Genomic DNA, 13,011 nt, shown 5'->3' on the forward strand with positions numbered 1-13,011 from the left:
CAATGATGCATGTAAATGGCGAAAAAGATAGGAAAACCCGGGTAGTGGCTCAGCTCGGGTCCCGGCAAATTCTGCGAAAAGCTCGCTTGAGCATGTCAAGCTCACCGCGCAATAGCTCGACTTCGGCGCGTAGGTCGTCGGCGGTAGGTTCGCCCGCGATCACCGTGAAATCACCGAGTTTCTTGGCCGTTGAGCGCTCGGATATGACAAAGCAATGGACCCCGTCCGACAGAGCTGCGATCGGCACCGGGATGGTCACGGACCAGCCGTCCTCGGCATCCGAGAGAGTGACGCCCTCGACATCTTCGCCACGGTACAACACCTGTATATCCGGCTGGGTCTGGGCGCGCAGATGCCCTTGCCAAATTCCGTTCTCAAACCGGGTTCGGGTCAATAGTGGCTCAGTCATTCCCAAGGACCTCACAAATCAGCGCGATGGTGGCGGCACAAAGTCAGGTCGCGCAGAGTGACTCTGTTCATGCCGGGGTTTTCAAGGATTAGGTCCAACCAGACCTTCTCGATCCGTTTCTCATTCAACGGTAGATGGGCCAGATCGAAATCGACGCTGGGCGACGGGTTGGTCAGATCAAGCTTGCGCAGAACCTGTTCGGTATTCGGGCCGCTCAGGATGTTCAGCCGGGCAAAGAGGTCAATCTCCTGTTCCGCGTCAATATGCGTATCCAGACGGATAAGGTGCTGGAGGCTCAGACCCTGAGAGGCGTCGCTAGGCAGTTGGATCGAAAGCGACAGAAAACTGCCTTCGAAACCAAAAACCTCGACCTCAAAGTTGAAAGGGGCCAGATCATTGGGCAGACGGTTGCGGTTCTGACGCAGGGCGATCTCGGCCTGTGGGCAGTCATGAAACACCTGCACCTGATCATTGAGGGACGCTTTGCGCGGGGGTGAGGCAAGGCCAGGGGTTGTAAGGGGCCAGCGCCACAGATCGGGGCGCCAGCTCCAATCCGTGCCGATCGGTTTGGGAAACTGGTTCGAGCCGATTTGAGGGTCGCGCAGCCGCATATCTGCCGTGTCAATCACCTGCCTGAGCTGTGTTTGCAGGGCGCGCGCACTGTCGCGCTGGCGTCGCAGTTCGGCCTGAGGGGCGTTAGCCGCCATCTGCGCGGCCTTGCGCCAGCGGTCCAAAACCCTGCGGTGAAAATAGCGTTCGAGAATCCTGCCCATGGTCCCTTCGTCCGACGTAGGACCTCTTTAGTCAAAGAGCGGGCGAGGGACAAACCCGGAATTTTGATCTGTCGGATTTCGGTGGGTCTGGCCACCGTCGGTTCTTGCATTACGTCGGGTCTGTGCTTAGGGTCGGGCCTCTTGAAAAAGTGGGTAGCCAGCAACCACGCCACGCATCAGTTTTCATTCGACAAGGCCCGGCCATGGAACCCACCCTGTTTTCGTTCATTTGGAAACACTCGAAAAAACAACAGCTTGTGCTGTTGGTTCTGACGGTTATTTCGTTTCCGTTCCTCTATGCCTCGCTTGAGCTGCCCAAGCAAATCATCAACGACGCCATTGGTGCGCCGGCAGATACGGTCACGATCTGGGGGGTGACCGTCACGCAGATTCAATACCTTATGATCCTGTGTTTTGCCTTTCTGGCAACCGTGATCGCCAGCGGCCTAATGAAGATGCGCATCAACACGATGAAGGGCGTTCTGGCGGAACGGATGTTGCGCCGATTGCGGTTTACCCTGATCAACCGGTCGATGCGCTTTCCGAAATCGTATTTCGCTACCACCAGCCAGGGTGAGCTGGTTTCGATGATCACTTCCGAGGCCGAGCCGATGGGCGGTCTGATGGGCGACGCTATCGCCCAGCCCGTGTTCCAGTTCGGTCAGATGATGACCATTGTCACCTTCCTGTTCATGCAGAGCGTCTGGTTCGGGCTGGCCAGTATCGCCCTCATCCCGCTGCAGGCGTGGTTGATCCCGAAACTGCAACGCCAAATCAACCTGTTGAACAAAGAGCGCATTCAGGAAGTCCGCCACCTGAGTTCCGAGATCGGCGAGAGTGCCGCCGGGATCAGCGATCTGCGCACCAATGGCGGCTGGCGCTACCGGTTGGCGCAGTTCAGCTACCGTCTGGGGAACCTGTTCGAGATCCGCTTCAAGATCTACAACAAAAAGTTCTTCATGAAGTTCCTCAACAATCTGATAACTCAGATGACGCCGTTCCTGTTCTACTCGGTTGGTGGATATCTGGCGATCACGGGTGAGGTGACGGTGGGTGCTCTGGTGGCAGCCTTGGGGGCGTACAAGGATCTGAGCGGCCCTTGGAAGGACCTGCTGACCTACTACAATCAGGTGCAGGACATGTCGCTGCGATGGGAGATCGTGACCGAACGCTTCGCCCCATCCAACATGATCCCCGAACACCTGTTCGAGGGCCGGCCCGAAGTCATTCCGCACCTCACAGGTGATATTGAGCTGCGGAACATCACCGTGCGCGATGATGACGGCAAAACCATTCTGGAAGATATCGATTTGAGAATTCCCAAAGGCGCGCGGGTGGCGATTCAGTCGACCAACGCGGCCGAACGCACCGCCTTGGCGCAGCTTCTGACGCGTGAGGTGGTGCCGGTTCAGGGCGAGGTCCTCCTGGCCGGGCACAATCTGAACGAACTGCATCAGGCGGTGATTGCTGCTCGGATCGGATACGCCTACTCGCGGCCCTACCTGTTCGATGGAACTCTGGGTGACAACCTGCTGATGCCGCTGCGCCCATATCCTCAGCACGAGACTGAGGCCAAGAAGGCTCCGACCCGCCGCCAGATCGAGGCCGTTCGGTCTGGCAATCCGATAGATTCGCTCGAGGATGAGTGGGTCGATCCGGGGCTGGCCGGGCTGGACGATATCGACGACATCCGAGCGTGGTGGTTCCAACTGGTCGAGGCGATGGGCATTGACGAGTTCATGTTGCGACGCACCCTGCGCACGCAGTTTGACCCGAAATTGCATCCAGGCTTGGCGCAAGAGCTTGTGAAACTTCGCGAGACAGTGGCCCAGAAATTGCAGGACAAGGGCCTCGATCGCTATGTCTACCGGTTCGACCCGGATCAGTTTAATCCGGCAGTGCCTTTGGGTGGCAACTTGCTGTTTGCAACGCCCGCGCGGGATATCACACCCGAGTCGTTGGCTGGTGATCAGCGGTTCCGCAACATGTTGCGCAGCCATGATCTGGCCGAGGAAGCAATGAACATGGCCAGCACCGTGATCGAGACGTTGGACCAGGCCTTTGGTCGCGATGGCACCGATCACCCGCTTTTCCTACGGTTGGGAATGTCCAAAGACATGTATCACAGGCTTTTGGACATCAAGGATCGCCTGAAAACCAAAGGGGACGATGCGGTCTCAGAACCGGATTGTGCGTTGATGCTGACGGTGCCGTTCCTGTTGACGGCCGAGCAAATTGGCCCCGACTTTCCGGATGAATACAAGGACAAGATCCTTGCGATCCGAAAACAGCAATCCGCCGCCATGCATGAGGCGCTGGATGGGATGTTCGTTCCATTGTCACCTGACGCCTACTTCCCGCGCCTGACCGTAATCGAGAATGTCCTTTATGGGCGCGTTTCCCTCATGGCAGGCGCCCACGCCGAAGAGATCGAAGATCTGGTCGCCCAGGCCGTGAATGAGGCCGGCCTGCGCCGCCGCGCTGCGGCCACCATGTTCGACCTGCCCTCGGGCTTGGGGGGGAACAACCTGCCTACGGTGTTCCAAGAACGCGCATCGTTCTCGCGTGCAGGGATCAAGCGACCCGATATCCTGGTCCTCGACAAGGCGCTCGCCAGCCACGATTCGGAAAGCCGCCTGCGCACCCGGCTGCGCCTGCGGGAATTGCTGCCCGAGTCGATCATGATCTTCATGGAGGATCATTTTGCCCATCCCGAAGCCTATGATCTGTTCGTCGAGGTAAAGGATGGCCGCATCGACGGTGTCTCACGCACACCCGTTCTGCATCAAGAAGGAGCTACTGCCGACCTCAGCAGAAAGCTCGAAATTGTCTCGACCACCGAGCTTTTCTCGGGCATCGACGCGCGGAACCAACGGCTGCTGGCGTTCTCGGCGCAATGGTACGACGTTGCGGCGGGGCAGGTGATCTTTTCGCGCGGGCAAACGGCGGACGCAGCCTACCTGTGCATTCGGGGTCAGGCCCGGTTGGACTGGTCGGATGAAGATGGCAACAAACGCCCCATATCGATTGTTGAGCCGGGCCGCCTGATCGGGGACCTGTCGATCATCACCGGTGACCGCCGACAACTTGATCTGGTCGCCAACACAGATTGCGCCTTCCTGCGTATTGGAGCCGAAGAACTGCGCGCCGTTGTCGAAAGCGACGCCTCGGTCGCGACGCAGTTGCTGCAAACTGTCGCGGGATACCTGACTACGCTCGCCACGCGCGTGAACACGGTTGCAAATCCGGCGGATGTCTTCCCGGACGTGGTACAGGAAACCATTCTTGACGAGGCAGATGACAATGATTGAACCCGCTGCCTATACCGCGCATGAACATCTGGTGCGCGACGCCCGCGCGCGCCCTGATCTGTGGCGGTTGCTGGTCGGGCTGGTGATTGTTTGCGCGCTCTATTTGGCGGCGAACACTGTTCTTTTTGCGATCATCGGAGCCCTCATCCCCCCCTCTCAGGCCCAAGGGTTTTTGCGCGGCACGTCCCCCCTCGCGACATTTGTCCTACTGGCCAGCTTTGGGTTCCTGACAGTTGGCGTCGCTGTTGCTGCAAAACAGATGCAGCAAAGGACGCTTTGGGCGATTCTCGGAGAGCGCCGCCTGGCGATCAGTCAATTCACACGGGTTTTGGTAGCCCTGGTGGTTCTCGGTCTGGCACTGGCAGCCCTACCGCCCTACGGAATGGGGGATCCGCTTACCCAGAACCTTGCCTTCTCGACCTGGATTGTGCTTCTGCCTTTTGCGGCAGGCGCCGTGCTGATTCAGACCAGCGCCGAAGAGATCCTGTTTCGCGGCTACCTACAGCAATCCTTGGCCGCGCGCTTCCAGTCACCGCTGATCTGGGTAGGCGTGCCTTCGGCCTTGTTTGCAGCGGGTCACTATGCGCCGGGGATCGCTGGGGACAACGCGCTCTTGGTGGCGGTCTGGTCCTGCGTGTTCGGCGTTCTGGCGGCTGATCTGACGGCTCGGTCCGGCACTTTGGGCCCGGCTATCGCCTTGCATTTCTTCAATAATGTGATCTCTCTCCTGATTATCTCATTGCCCGATACGCTCAGTGGTCTGGCCCTTTTCGTGCTGCCCTACGATATGTCGGACGGTGGCGTGCTGCGGCAGTGGTTGTGGGTGGATTTCGGCTCGATGATGGTTTGCTGGCTGACAGCACGACTAGTCATCAGGCGCTGATTGCATTTCTTTCCGTTGCGTCTTATTTGACGTCAACGCCGCACAATCCAAGGCTCTGATATGAACTGGATCACAAACTACGTCCGCCCCCGGATCAACTCGATCTTCTCGCGCCGAGAAGTGCCAGAAAATCTGTGGCACAAATGCGGTGAATGCGGAACGATGCTGTTCCATCGCGAATTGGCCGAAAACCAGAACGTCTGCACCCAGTGTGGTCACCACATGGCAATCACGCCACGCGACCGGTTCGGCCACCTGTTCGATGGCGGGATTTTCACCGAAGTTGCGGTGCCTGCGCCCAAAGATGACCCGCTGCAGTTCCGCGATCAGAAGAAATACCCCGATCGCATGAAGGCGGCCCAGAAGAAAACCGGCGAAAAAGAAGCCATGCTTGTGGCCACAGGTGAAATCGGGCGCACCCCGATTGTTGCCGCTGCGCAGGATTTCTCGTTCATGGGCGGGTCCATGGGCATGTATGTCGGCAACGCGATCATCGCCGCCGCGCAAGAGGCGGTGAAGCTAAAGCGTCCGCTAATCCTGTTCTCGGCTGCGGGCGGTGCCCGGATGCAGGAAGGTATCCTCAGCCTGATGCAGATGCCGCGCACAACCGTGGCCGTCGAGATGCTGAAAGAGGCAAACCTGCCCTATATCGTCGTGCTGACCCATCCAACCACCGGAGGTGTGACTGCGTCTTATGCGATGCTGGGCGACGTGCATATCTCGGAGCCCAACGCGTTGATCTGCTTTGCCGGTCCCCGCGTTATCGAGCAGACCATCCGTGAGAAGCTGCCCGAGGGGTTCCAGCGCGCCGAATACCTGCTGGATCACGGTATGCTCGACCGCGTGACCAAACGCACCGAGCTGCGTGAGGAACTGATCACCATCACGCGCATGCTGATGAACCAGCCTCCGGCGATCAAAGGCGATCTGCCTGCGCCGGAACCGGAAGAGGCCGCCGTAGACGCGCCTGCTGAAGATACGGATCAGAAATGACCGCCCAAACATCGGACGCCATCCTCGACCGGATGATGGCGCTGCACCCCAAGATCATCGACCTGACCTTGGATCGCGTCTGGCGTTTGCTAGAGGCATTGGACAACCCGCAGAACAAGCTGCCTCCAGTGATCCATATCGCTGGAACCAACGGCAAGGGTTCGACCCAGGCGATGATCCGAGCCGGGCTTGAGGGGGCAGGGCTGTCGGCCCATGCCTATACCTCACCGCATCTCGCCAGGTTCCATGAACGTATTCGTCTGGCCGGAGAGCTGATCTCGGAACCCGACCTGACGGCGGTGCTTGATGAGTGCTACGCAGCCAATAGCCGCGAAAACATCACCTATTTTGAGATAACGACCTGCGCGGCCCTTTTGGCCTTCGCACGAGCCAAAGCGGATTACACCCTGCTCGAGGTCGGCCTCGGCGGGCGTCTGGACGCGACCAATGTGATCGAAAAACCTGCCGTGACGGTGATCACCCCGATCTCGATCGACCATGAGCAGTTTCTGGGCAATACGCTGGCGAAAATCGCCGCTGAAAAGGCCGGTATCATCAAACGCGGCGTGCCTTGCATCGTCGGCCCGCAACCTGATGAGGCGATGGAGGTGATCGAACAGACCTCTGCACGCCTCGGCGCGCCTCTCATTGCTTACGGCCAGCATTGGCACGTCACCGAAGAAAATGGCCGCCTGATCTATCAGGACGAAACCGGCTTGCTTGACCTGCCTCTACCCAACCTCTTGGGTGCCCACCAGATCCAGAACGCAGGAGCGGCCCTTGCCGTTCTGCGCCATCTCAACCTTGGCGATGCCGCCTATGAGGCCGCCGTGACCAAGGCCGAATGGCCCGCACGGATGCAGCGCCTCAAAACCGGCCCGCTGGTGCAAACGGCAGGGCAAGCCGAACTTTGGCTGGACGGGGGGCACAACGCCGCAGCCGGGATCGCTCTGGCCGAGGTTCTGTCAAACTTGCCGAAACGCCCGACCCACATGATCTGCGGTATGCTGAACACCAAAGACGTGACAGGCTACCTCGCGCCGCTTGCCAAACAGGCCCAAAGCATGACCGCTGTTTCCATCCCGGGTGAGGCTGCAACCCTCAGCGCCGAAGAAACAGCCGCCGCTGCCACTAAGGTCGATCTGCCCGCATCAACCGCCAACAGCGTGGCCGAGGCGCTCGACACAATCGTCGCAGAGGACCCGCAGGCGCGTATCCTGATCTGCGGATCTCTCTACCTTGCGGGCAATATCCTGCGCGAAAACGGCTAGGATCCGCCCGCAGGGCTTCATCTGGCCAAAAATATCCTGGGGGAGCCGCCAGCGGCGGCGGGGGCAGAGCCCCCTACTTCCCCCAATCCTGATCCTGCATTTCCCGTAGGCGAGACGCGGTGCGCTCAAACTCAAAGGTGCCTTCGCCCTCGACATACAGCATCTCGGGCTCGGCAGCTGCAGAACAGATCAACCGAACTTTGGCCTCATACAGCGCGTCGATCAACGTCACAAAACGTTTGGCCTCATTGAAGTTGTTACGCGACAGACGGGGAATATCCTCCAATACCAGAACTTTGACCGTTTCAGCGATTGCCAGATAGTCCCCGGGCCCCAGCATCCGACCACACAGGTCGTAGAAAGAGGCTCGCGCGACCCCGTTGCGAAAGGCTGGCAGCTCAACAGCGCGGCCTTTGACCTGTAGGATCAAGGGCTCGGCGGTACCGCCGGACAAATCCGTCCAGACGGCGCGTATCTTCTCACGCGCTTCCGGGCCAATTGGCGAGAAATAGACCGGCGCGCCCTCAAGGCGGTTTTGGCGGTAGTCGGTCGGCGAGACCAGCTCCCATACCTGAAGCTGCTCTTTGATATGGGCGATGAAAGGCAAAAACAGCTGTCGGTTCAAACCGTCCTTGTACAGATCATCCGGATGCCGGTTCGAGGTCGTGACGATGACCACGCCCCCCGCATGCAGCAGATCAAACAGGCGTCCGACGATCATGGCATCGGTAATATCGGTGATCTGCATTTCATCAAACGCCAGCAGCTTGACCGATTTCACGACCTCCTGCGCGACCGGGGCTAGCGCGTCTTCGACACCATCCTTACGCGCCTTGTGCATACCCGCATGGATTTCCTGCATAAACGCGTGAAAATGCACCCTCCGCGCCGGTATATCCTCCAGCGCATCGACGAACATATCCATCAGCATGGATTTCCCACGCCCAACCCCGCCCCACAGGTACAGCCCTTTGGGCGGAGGTGGCGCCTTGCGAAACAAACCCCGCTTCACCGGTGCGCTCAATTCGGCCCGGATACGTTCGAAATGCGGCAGAACGGCTTCCTGCGCATCATCCCGCGTCAGGGACCCATCGGAGATACGTTCGTTATACAGCGAAATCAGATCCGTCATGGGTTTGAGCCATAGCGCCCGCACTGCGCGTTGAAAAGCGGGCAATTTCAGGCACGCATCAATTTTCCTTATGTCGAACCGCAAATCTACTGAATTGACGCGCCGAAGAAAAACAGTAGCGTCGCAAAACTTGTTTGTCTGAGGTCCCGATGCCGCACTCCGCACGTCTGCTGAATCCAATTCTGATCGTGGGCTGTATCATCATTACAGTCAGTTTCGCTGTGCGCGCGTCGTTCGGGGTGTTCCAGATCCCGATCGCCTCTGAGTTCGGCTGGCTACGCACCGATTTCTCAATGGCAATTGCGATCCAGAACCTGGCCTGGGGTATTGGGCAGCCGATTTTTGGTGCAATCGCTGAAAAGATCGGCGACCGAAAGGCCATTGTTCTTGGCGCGCTGACTTATGCCGCCGGCATGGTGCTCTCAGCTTGGTCCGTCACTCCGTTTGAACACCAGATCTACGCATGGTTGGTCGGGTTCGGCATTGCAGGGACCGGCTTCGGCGTGGTTCTGGCTGTGGTTGGGCGGGCGTCCTCTGATGAAAACCGATCCATGTCTTTGGCCATCGTCACGGCTGCGGGCAGTTTCGGTCAGGTTCTGGGTGCGCCCACGGCCGAATGGATGTTGAACTTCCTGCCATGGCATCAGGTCTATATCGTGTTTGCCGTCGCCATTCTCTGCCTCGTGCTGATCCTGCCCTTTATGCGCGCGCCTCAGCAAAGCAGTAAGGCCGAGTTGGAAGAAAGCATGGGTCAAATCCTGGGGCGTGCCCTCCGAGATCCGTCTTACACGCTGATCTCACTTGGCTTTTTCAGCTGCGGTTATCAGCTCGGCTTTATCACAGCTCACTTCCCAGCATTCGTGACCGAGATGTGCGGCCCCATCCAGCCGGGTGGCGTGCTGCATTCGATAGGCATTACGACCACGTCCGCCTTGGGTGCGTTGTCCATTTCGCTGATCGGACTGGCCAATATCGGCGGCACGCTTTTGGCAGGCTGGGCGGGGAACCACTTTCCCAAGAAATACTTGCTGGCCATCGTATATACGGCGCGTACGCTGGCTGCTGTCGTGTTCATCATGTTTCCGATCACCCCAATTTCGGTCATCGTTTTTTCGTTGGCTATGGGCTCTCTCTGGCTGGCCACAATACCACTGACATCCGGTCTGGTCGCGCATCTCTACGGTCTGCGCTACATGGGTACGCTGTATGGAATTGTCTTCCTCAGCCACCAACTTGGGAGCTTCCTTGGCATCTGGCTGGGCGGGCGGATGTATGACGTCTATGGCGACTACACGATGGTTTGGTGGATCGGTATCGCCGTGGGCGCGTTCAGCGCGATTGTCCACCTGCCCATTCGCGAGAACCGAGGTCCAACCCCCGCCGCTGCATAGTTGGGCGCACCCGCAGCGCGGCACGCGCTGCCTGGCCCAACAGGCGAGGGCGCATCTTTGATGCGACGTCAACTGGCGGGAGGGTTAGCCGCGCAGCGCCGCTCGCAGTTCCCGCTCCAGAGCGTCCAAGAACCGCGAGCGATCGGCTTTCCCAAACGGTTTGCCGCCACCCCCTGCGCCCAGAGGGTTAGCCGCGCGCAAATCCGCCATCAGGTCGCGCATCGCCAGTTGCTGGCCGATATTCGCAGCGGTGAAAGCCTCGCCATTGGGCCGTAGCACACGGGCACCGGCCTCGACACACTTGGCGGCCAGCGGGATGTCCGAGGTGACCACCACATCGCCGGCACCGCAGCACTCGGCGATCCATTTGTCGGCCTCATCCGCGCCCTCTGCGACAATGACGACCTGCACCAGAGGGTTTGCCGATGGCCGCAACCCGCCATTCGACACCAGCGCCATGGGCACCTTGTGTCGGGTTGCGACCCGCTCAGCCTCAGCTTTCACCGGGCAGGCGTCCCCATCGACATAGAGCGTTGTCACGCCTTCTTTGCCTCTTTCTTGGCGGGTCCAACAGGCTTTTTCTTGACCTTGAACTCTTCGGGGATCGGCATCCGATTGAAGGCATCCAAACCCGCGATCTTATAGGCCTCGGCCAGCGTCGGATAGTTGAACGTGTTTTGCACGAAGTAGTCCACGGTGCCTTTCAGGTTCAGTACGGCCTGCGCGATATGGATCAGCTCCGTCGCGCCTTCGCCCACGATCTGCACACCAAGCACCCGGCGGGTTTTCAGGGAAAACAGCATTTTCAACATGCCATGTTCTAACCCCATAATATGCCCGCGCGAGGTCTCGCGGAACCGCGCCACGCCGACCTCATAGGGGATGCCGCGCTCCTGCAACTCTTCCTCGGACATGCCGCAGGTCGAGATTTCGGGCACGGAATAGATCCCGTAAGGATACCACGGGCTTTCCGGCAGGGTCGGGGTTTCAAGCGCATGACAGGCCGCCACGCGTCCCTGTTGCAACGAGGTTGAGGCCAGCGAAGGGTGCCCGATCACGTCTCCCGTAGCGTAGACATGCGGCACTTCGGTCTGGTAGGTCTTGCGATCCACGCTGATCCGGTTGCGGTGATCGGTTTCAACACCAACAGCCTTCAGATTCAGTGTCGAGGTCGCGCCCATGCGTCCGGCAGCAAACAACAGCATCTCGGCCCGGACGTGACGGCCGTTCTCAAGGGTGACCTCGACATGCTCGCCCGCATCTTCGATCTTTTCGACGGTTGAGCCGAGCCGAAGATCCACTCCATTCTCACGGATTTGATGGGTGAAATCGTGGATCAGGCGTTTGTCGATGAAATCCAGGAAGGTGTCGCGCGGCTCGATCAGGGTGACACGGACATCCAGGGCCGAAAACATGGTGGCGTATTCCACGCCAATCACCCCGGCACCGATAACGACCAGCGACCGAGGGATCTCGGCCATTTCAAGGAATTCATCGCCATCCACAACGGTTTTGCCGTTGAAAGGCACATAGTCCGGGCGATAGGTTTTTGTTCCGGTCGCAATCAGGAATTTTGCGGCGGTCAGGCGGGTTTTCTCACCGCTATCCGTCGCCACCTCGATCTCATGCGGGCCCGTGAACGAGGCCAACCCGTTCAGAGTATCCACATGGTTTCGGTTGAACTGATGCTCCAGCACGTCAACTTCGTGGTCGAGTGTCATGTGCAGCCGGGCCTTCAGGTCCTCGGCGCGGATCTGCTCTTTGACCCGGTAAGAGCGGCCGTAAAAGCTGCGCTCGCGCCAGCCCGAAAGGTTCAGCACGGTTTCACGCAGGGTTTTGGACGGGATCGTGCCGGTATGCACCGAGACGCCTCCGAAACGGTCGTGTCGGTCGATCACCAACACCCGGCGTTTCAGCTTGCCTGCCTGAATCGCCGCAGACCGGCCCGAAGGGCCAGACCCGATGATGATCAGGTCATAGTCATACTTGCTCATGCCTCAGTCTCCGTACAGCGCTTCGGCGTGGAACGTGATGTGGTCTTCCATGAAGGTGGACACAAAGAAATAGGAATGGTCATAGCCTGGTTGCAGACGATAGGTCGCCTGCTGGCGGCGCTCGGCGATGGCCGAAGCCAAAGTTTCGGGGCGCAGGAGGTCGATGAACTGGTCGTTCGCACCGGTGTCGATCAGGACAGGGCCGTCAAAACCGACCTCTTTCATCACGAGCGAGGCGTCGTGCTTGGCCCAAACGGCCTCGTCATCGCCCAGATAGGCTCTCAGCTGTTTGCGGCCCCAATCCGCGCCGGTCGGGTTCGAGATTGGCGCAAAGGCCGAGACTGAGCGATAGCGTCCCGGCAAGTTCAGCGCCAATGTCAGCGCACCATGGCCGCCCATCGAATGGCCGGTGATTGCCTGACGGTCCATGTCGATGGCAAAATTCTCGGCGATCAGAGCGGGCAGTTCCCCGGCCACATAGTCCCACATGTTGAAATGCGGAGCCCAAGGGGTTTGCGTTGCGTTGACGTAGAAACCCGCGCCTTGGCCAAGATCATAGTCTTCGTGGTCGGCGACGCCTTCGCCGCGCGGAGAAGTGTCGGGGAACACGATGGCGATGCCCTGTTCGGCGGCCCAGGTCTGTGCACCGGCCTTGGTCATCGCGTTTTCATGGGTGCAGGTCAGGCCAGACAGGTACCACAACACCGGAACGGGGCCGTCCTTGGCCTCGGCGGGCAGGAACAGGCCAAAGGTCATATCGCATTGGCAGGTGGTCGAGGCATGGCGGTAGACACCTTGCACACCACCAAAACAGGCATTTTCCGAAAGGGTTTCCATCTGGTCGAGTCCTTAAT

General features: G+C 59.2%; 11 protein-coding genes. 5 read left to right on the forward strand and 6 right to left on the reverse strand.

Annotated features, from left to right (window positions below; genetic code table 11):
• Positions 1–49: 49 nt before the first annotated feature.
• Together ACR0NO_RS15920 and ACR0NO_RS15925 are read right to left on the reverse strand one after the other, a co-directional pair.
• A complete protein-coding gene (locus ACR0NO_RS15920) occupies positions 50–409 on the reverse strand; it encodes a hypothetical protein (RefSeq protein ID WP_480724651.1) in 360 nt (119 codons plus the stop codon).
• 11 nt (positions 410–420) lie between these two features.
• Entirely contained in the window at positions 421–1,182 is a 762-nt protein-coding gene (locus tag ACR0NO_RS15925) for a DUF6478 family protein (RefSeq protein WP_480724652.1), read from the reverse strand.
• A 203-nt stretch (positions 1,183–1,385) separates the two neighbouring features.
• On the opposite strand from ACR0NO_RS15925, the gene ACR0NO_RS15930 reads away from it, so the two are divergent.
• The 4 genes from ACR0NO_RS15930 to ACR0NO_RS15945 are packed head-to-tail and all read left to right on the forward strand — an operon-like array spanning position 1,386 to position 7,640.
• Entirely contained in the window at positions 1,386–4,493 is a 3,108-nt protein-coding gene (locus ACR0NO_RS15930) for an ABC transporter transmembrane domain-containing protein (RefSeq protein WP_480724653.1), read from the forward strand.
• Positions 4,486–5,376 (forward strand): CPBP family intramembrane glutamic endopeptidase, encoded by an 891-nt coding sequence (locus tag ACR0NO_RS15935; RefSeq protein ID WP_480724654.1) that lies wholly within the window; start codon positions 4,486–4,488, stop codon positions 5,374–5,376. The genes ACR0NO_RS15930 and ACR0NO_RS15935 overlap by 8 nt, the downstream gene beginning before the upstream one ends.
• A gap of 60 nt (positions 5,377–5,436) precedes the next feature.
• Entirely contained in the window at positions 5,437–6,369 is a 933-nt protein-coding gene (accD, locus tag ACR0NO_RS15940; protein ID WP_170640185.1) for an acetyl-CoA carboxylase, carboxyltransferase subunit beta, read from the forward strand.
• Complete coding sequence (locus tag ACR0NO_RS15945) at positions 6,366–7,640, forward strand: bifunctional folylpolyglutamate synthase/dihydrofolate synthase (RefSeq protein WP_480724655.1); 1,275 nt, start codon at positions 6,366–6,368, stop codon at positions 7,638–7,640. The genes accD and ACR0NO_RS15945 overlap by 4 nt, the downstream gene beginning before the upstream one ends.
• 73 nt (positions 7,641–7,713) lie before the next feature.
• Here ACR0NO_RS15945 and zapE read toward each other — a convergent pair whose 3' ends face one another.
• Positions 7,714–8,772: a cell division protein ZapE gene (gene zapE, locus ACR0NO_RS15950; RefSeq protein WP_170554999.1), complete on the reverse strand. Its 1,059-nt coding sequence runs from the start codon at positions 8,770–8,772 to the stop codon at positions 7,714–7,716.
• Between the two features lie 149 nt (positions 8,773–8,921).
• Between zapE and ACR0NO_RS15955 the strand changes: the two genes are divergently transcribed.
• Positions 8,922–10,163 carry an MFS transporter gene (locus tag ACR0NO_RS15955; protein ID WP_480724656.1) on the forward strand — a complete coding sequence of 414 codons (1,242 nt, stop codon included), beginning with the start codon at positions 8,922–8,924 and terminating at the stop codon, positions 10,161–10,163.
• A gap of 84 nt (positions 10,164–10,247) precedes the next feature.
• Here the strand turns inward: ACR0NO_RS15955 and ACR0NO_RS15960 are convergent, their stop codons facing one another.
• From ACR0NO_RS15960 to fghA, 3 genes are read right to left on the reverse strand one after another with little or no spacing between them, the layout of a single operon-like run.
• Positions 10,248–10,703 carry a YaiI/YqxD family protein gene (locus tag ACR0NO_RS15960; protein WP_480724657.1) on the reverse strand — a complete coding sequence of 152 codons (456 nt, stop codon included), beginning with the start codon at positions 10,701–10,703 and terminating at the stop codon, positions 10,248–10,250.
• Entirely contained in the window at positions 10,700–12,157 is a 1,458-nt protein-coding gene (gene sthA / locus ACR0NO_RS15965) for a Si-specific NAD(P)(+) transhydrogenase (protein WP_480724658.1), read from the reverse strand. The genes ACR0NO_RS15960 and sthA overlap by 4 nt, the downstream gene beginning before the upstream one ends.
• A gap of 3 nt (positions 12,158–12,160) precedes the next feature.
• The gene (gene fghA, locus ACR0NO_RS15970) at positions 12,161–12,994 is read right to left on the reverse strand and encodes an S-formylglutathione hydrolase (RefSeq protein ID WP_480724659.1); all 834 of its coding nucleotides are present in this window, start codon (positions 12,992–12,994) and stop codon (positions 12,161–12,163) included.
• Positions 12,995–13,011: the final 17 nt, after the last annotated feature.

The organism is Ruegeria sp. CL3 (assembly GCF_056536505.1).

Bases quoted from the DNA above. Each gene is read 5' to 3' on its own strand.
- ACR0NO_RS15925 (WP_480724652.1), bottom strand. From the start codon at position 1,182: ATGGGCAGGATTCTCGAACGCTATTTTCACCGCAGGGTTTTGGACCGC.
- zapE (WP_170554999.1), bottom strand. From the start codon at position 8,772: ATGACGGATCTGATTTCGCTGTATAACGAACGTATCTCCGATGGGTCC.
- accD (WP_170640185.1), top strand. From the start codon at position 5,437: ATGAACTGGATCACAAACTACGTCCGCCCCCGGATCAACTCGATCTTC.
- sthA (WP_480724658.1), bottom strand. From the start codon at position 12,157: ATGAGCAAGTATGACTATGACCTGATCATCATCGGGTCTGGCCCTTCG.
- fghA (WP_480724659.1), bottom strand. From the start codon at position 12,994: ATGGAAACCCTTTCGGAAAATGCCTGTTTTGGTGGTGTGCAAGGTGTC.
- ACR0NO_RS15930 (WP_480724653.1), top strand. From the start codon at position 1,386: ATGGAACCCACCCTGTTTTCGTTCATTTGGAAACACTCGAAAAAACAA.
- ACR0NO_RS15935 (WP_480724654.1), top strand. From the start codon at position 4,486: ATGATTGAACCCGCTGCCTATACCGCGCATGAACATCTGGTGCGCGAC.
- ACR0NO_RS15955 (WP_480724656.1), top strand. From the start codon at position 8,922: ATGCCGCACTCCGCACGTCTGCTGAATCCAATTCTGATCGTGGGCTGT.
- ACR0NO_RS15920 (WP_480724651.1), bottom strand. From the start codon at position 409: ATGACTGAGCCACTATTGACCCGAACCCGGTTTGAGAACGGAATTTGG.
- ACR0NO_RS15945 (WP_480724655.1), top strand. From the start codon at position 6,366: ATGACCGCCCAAACATCGGACGCCATCCTCGACCGGATGATGGCGCTG.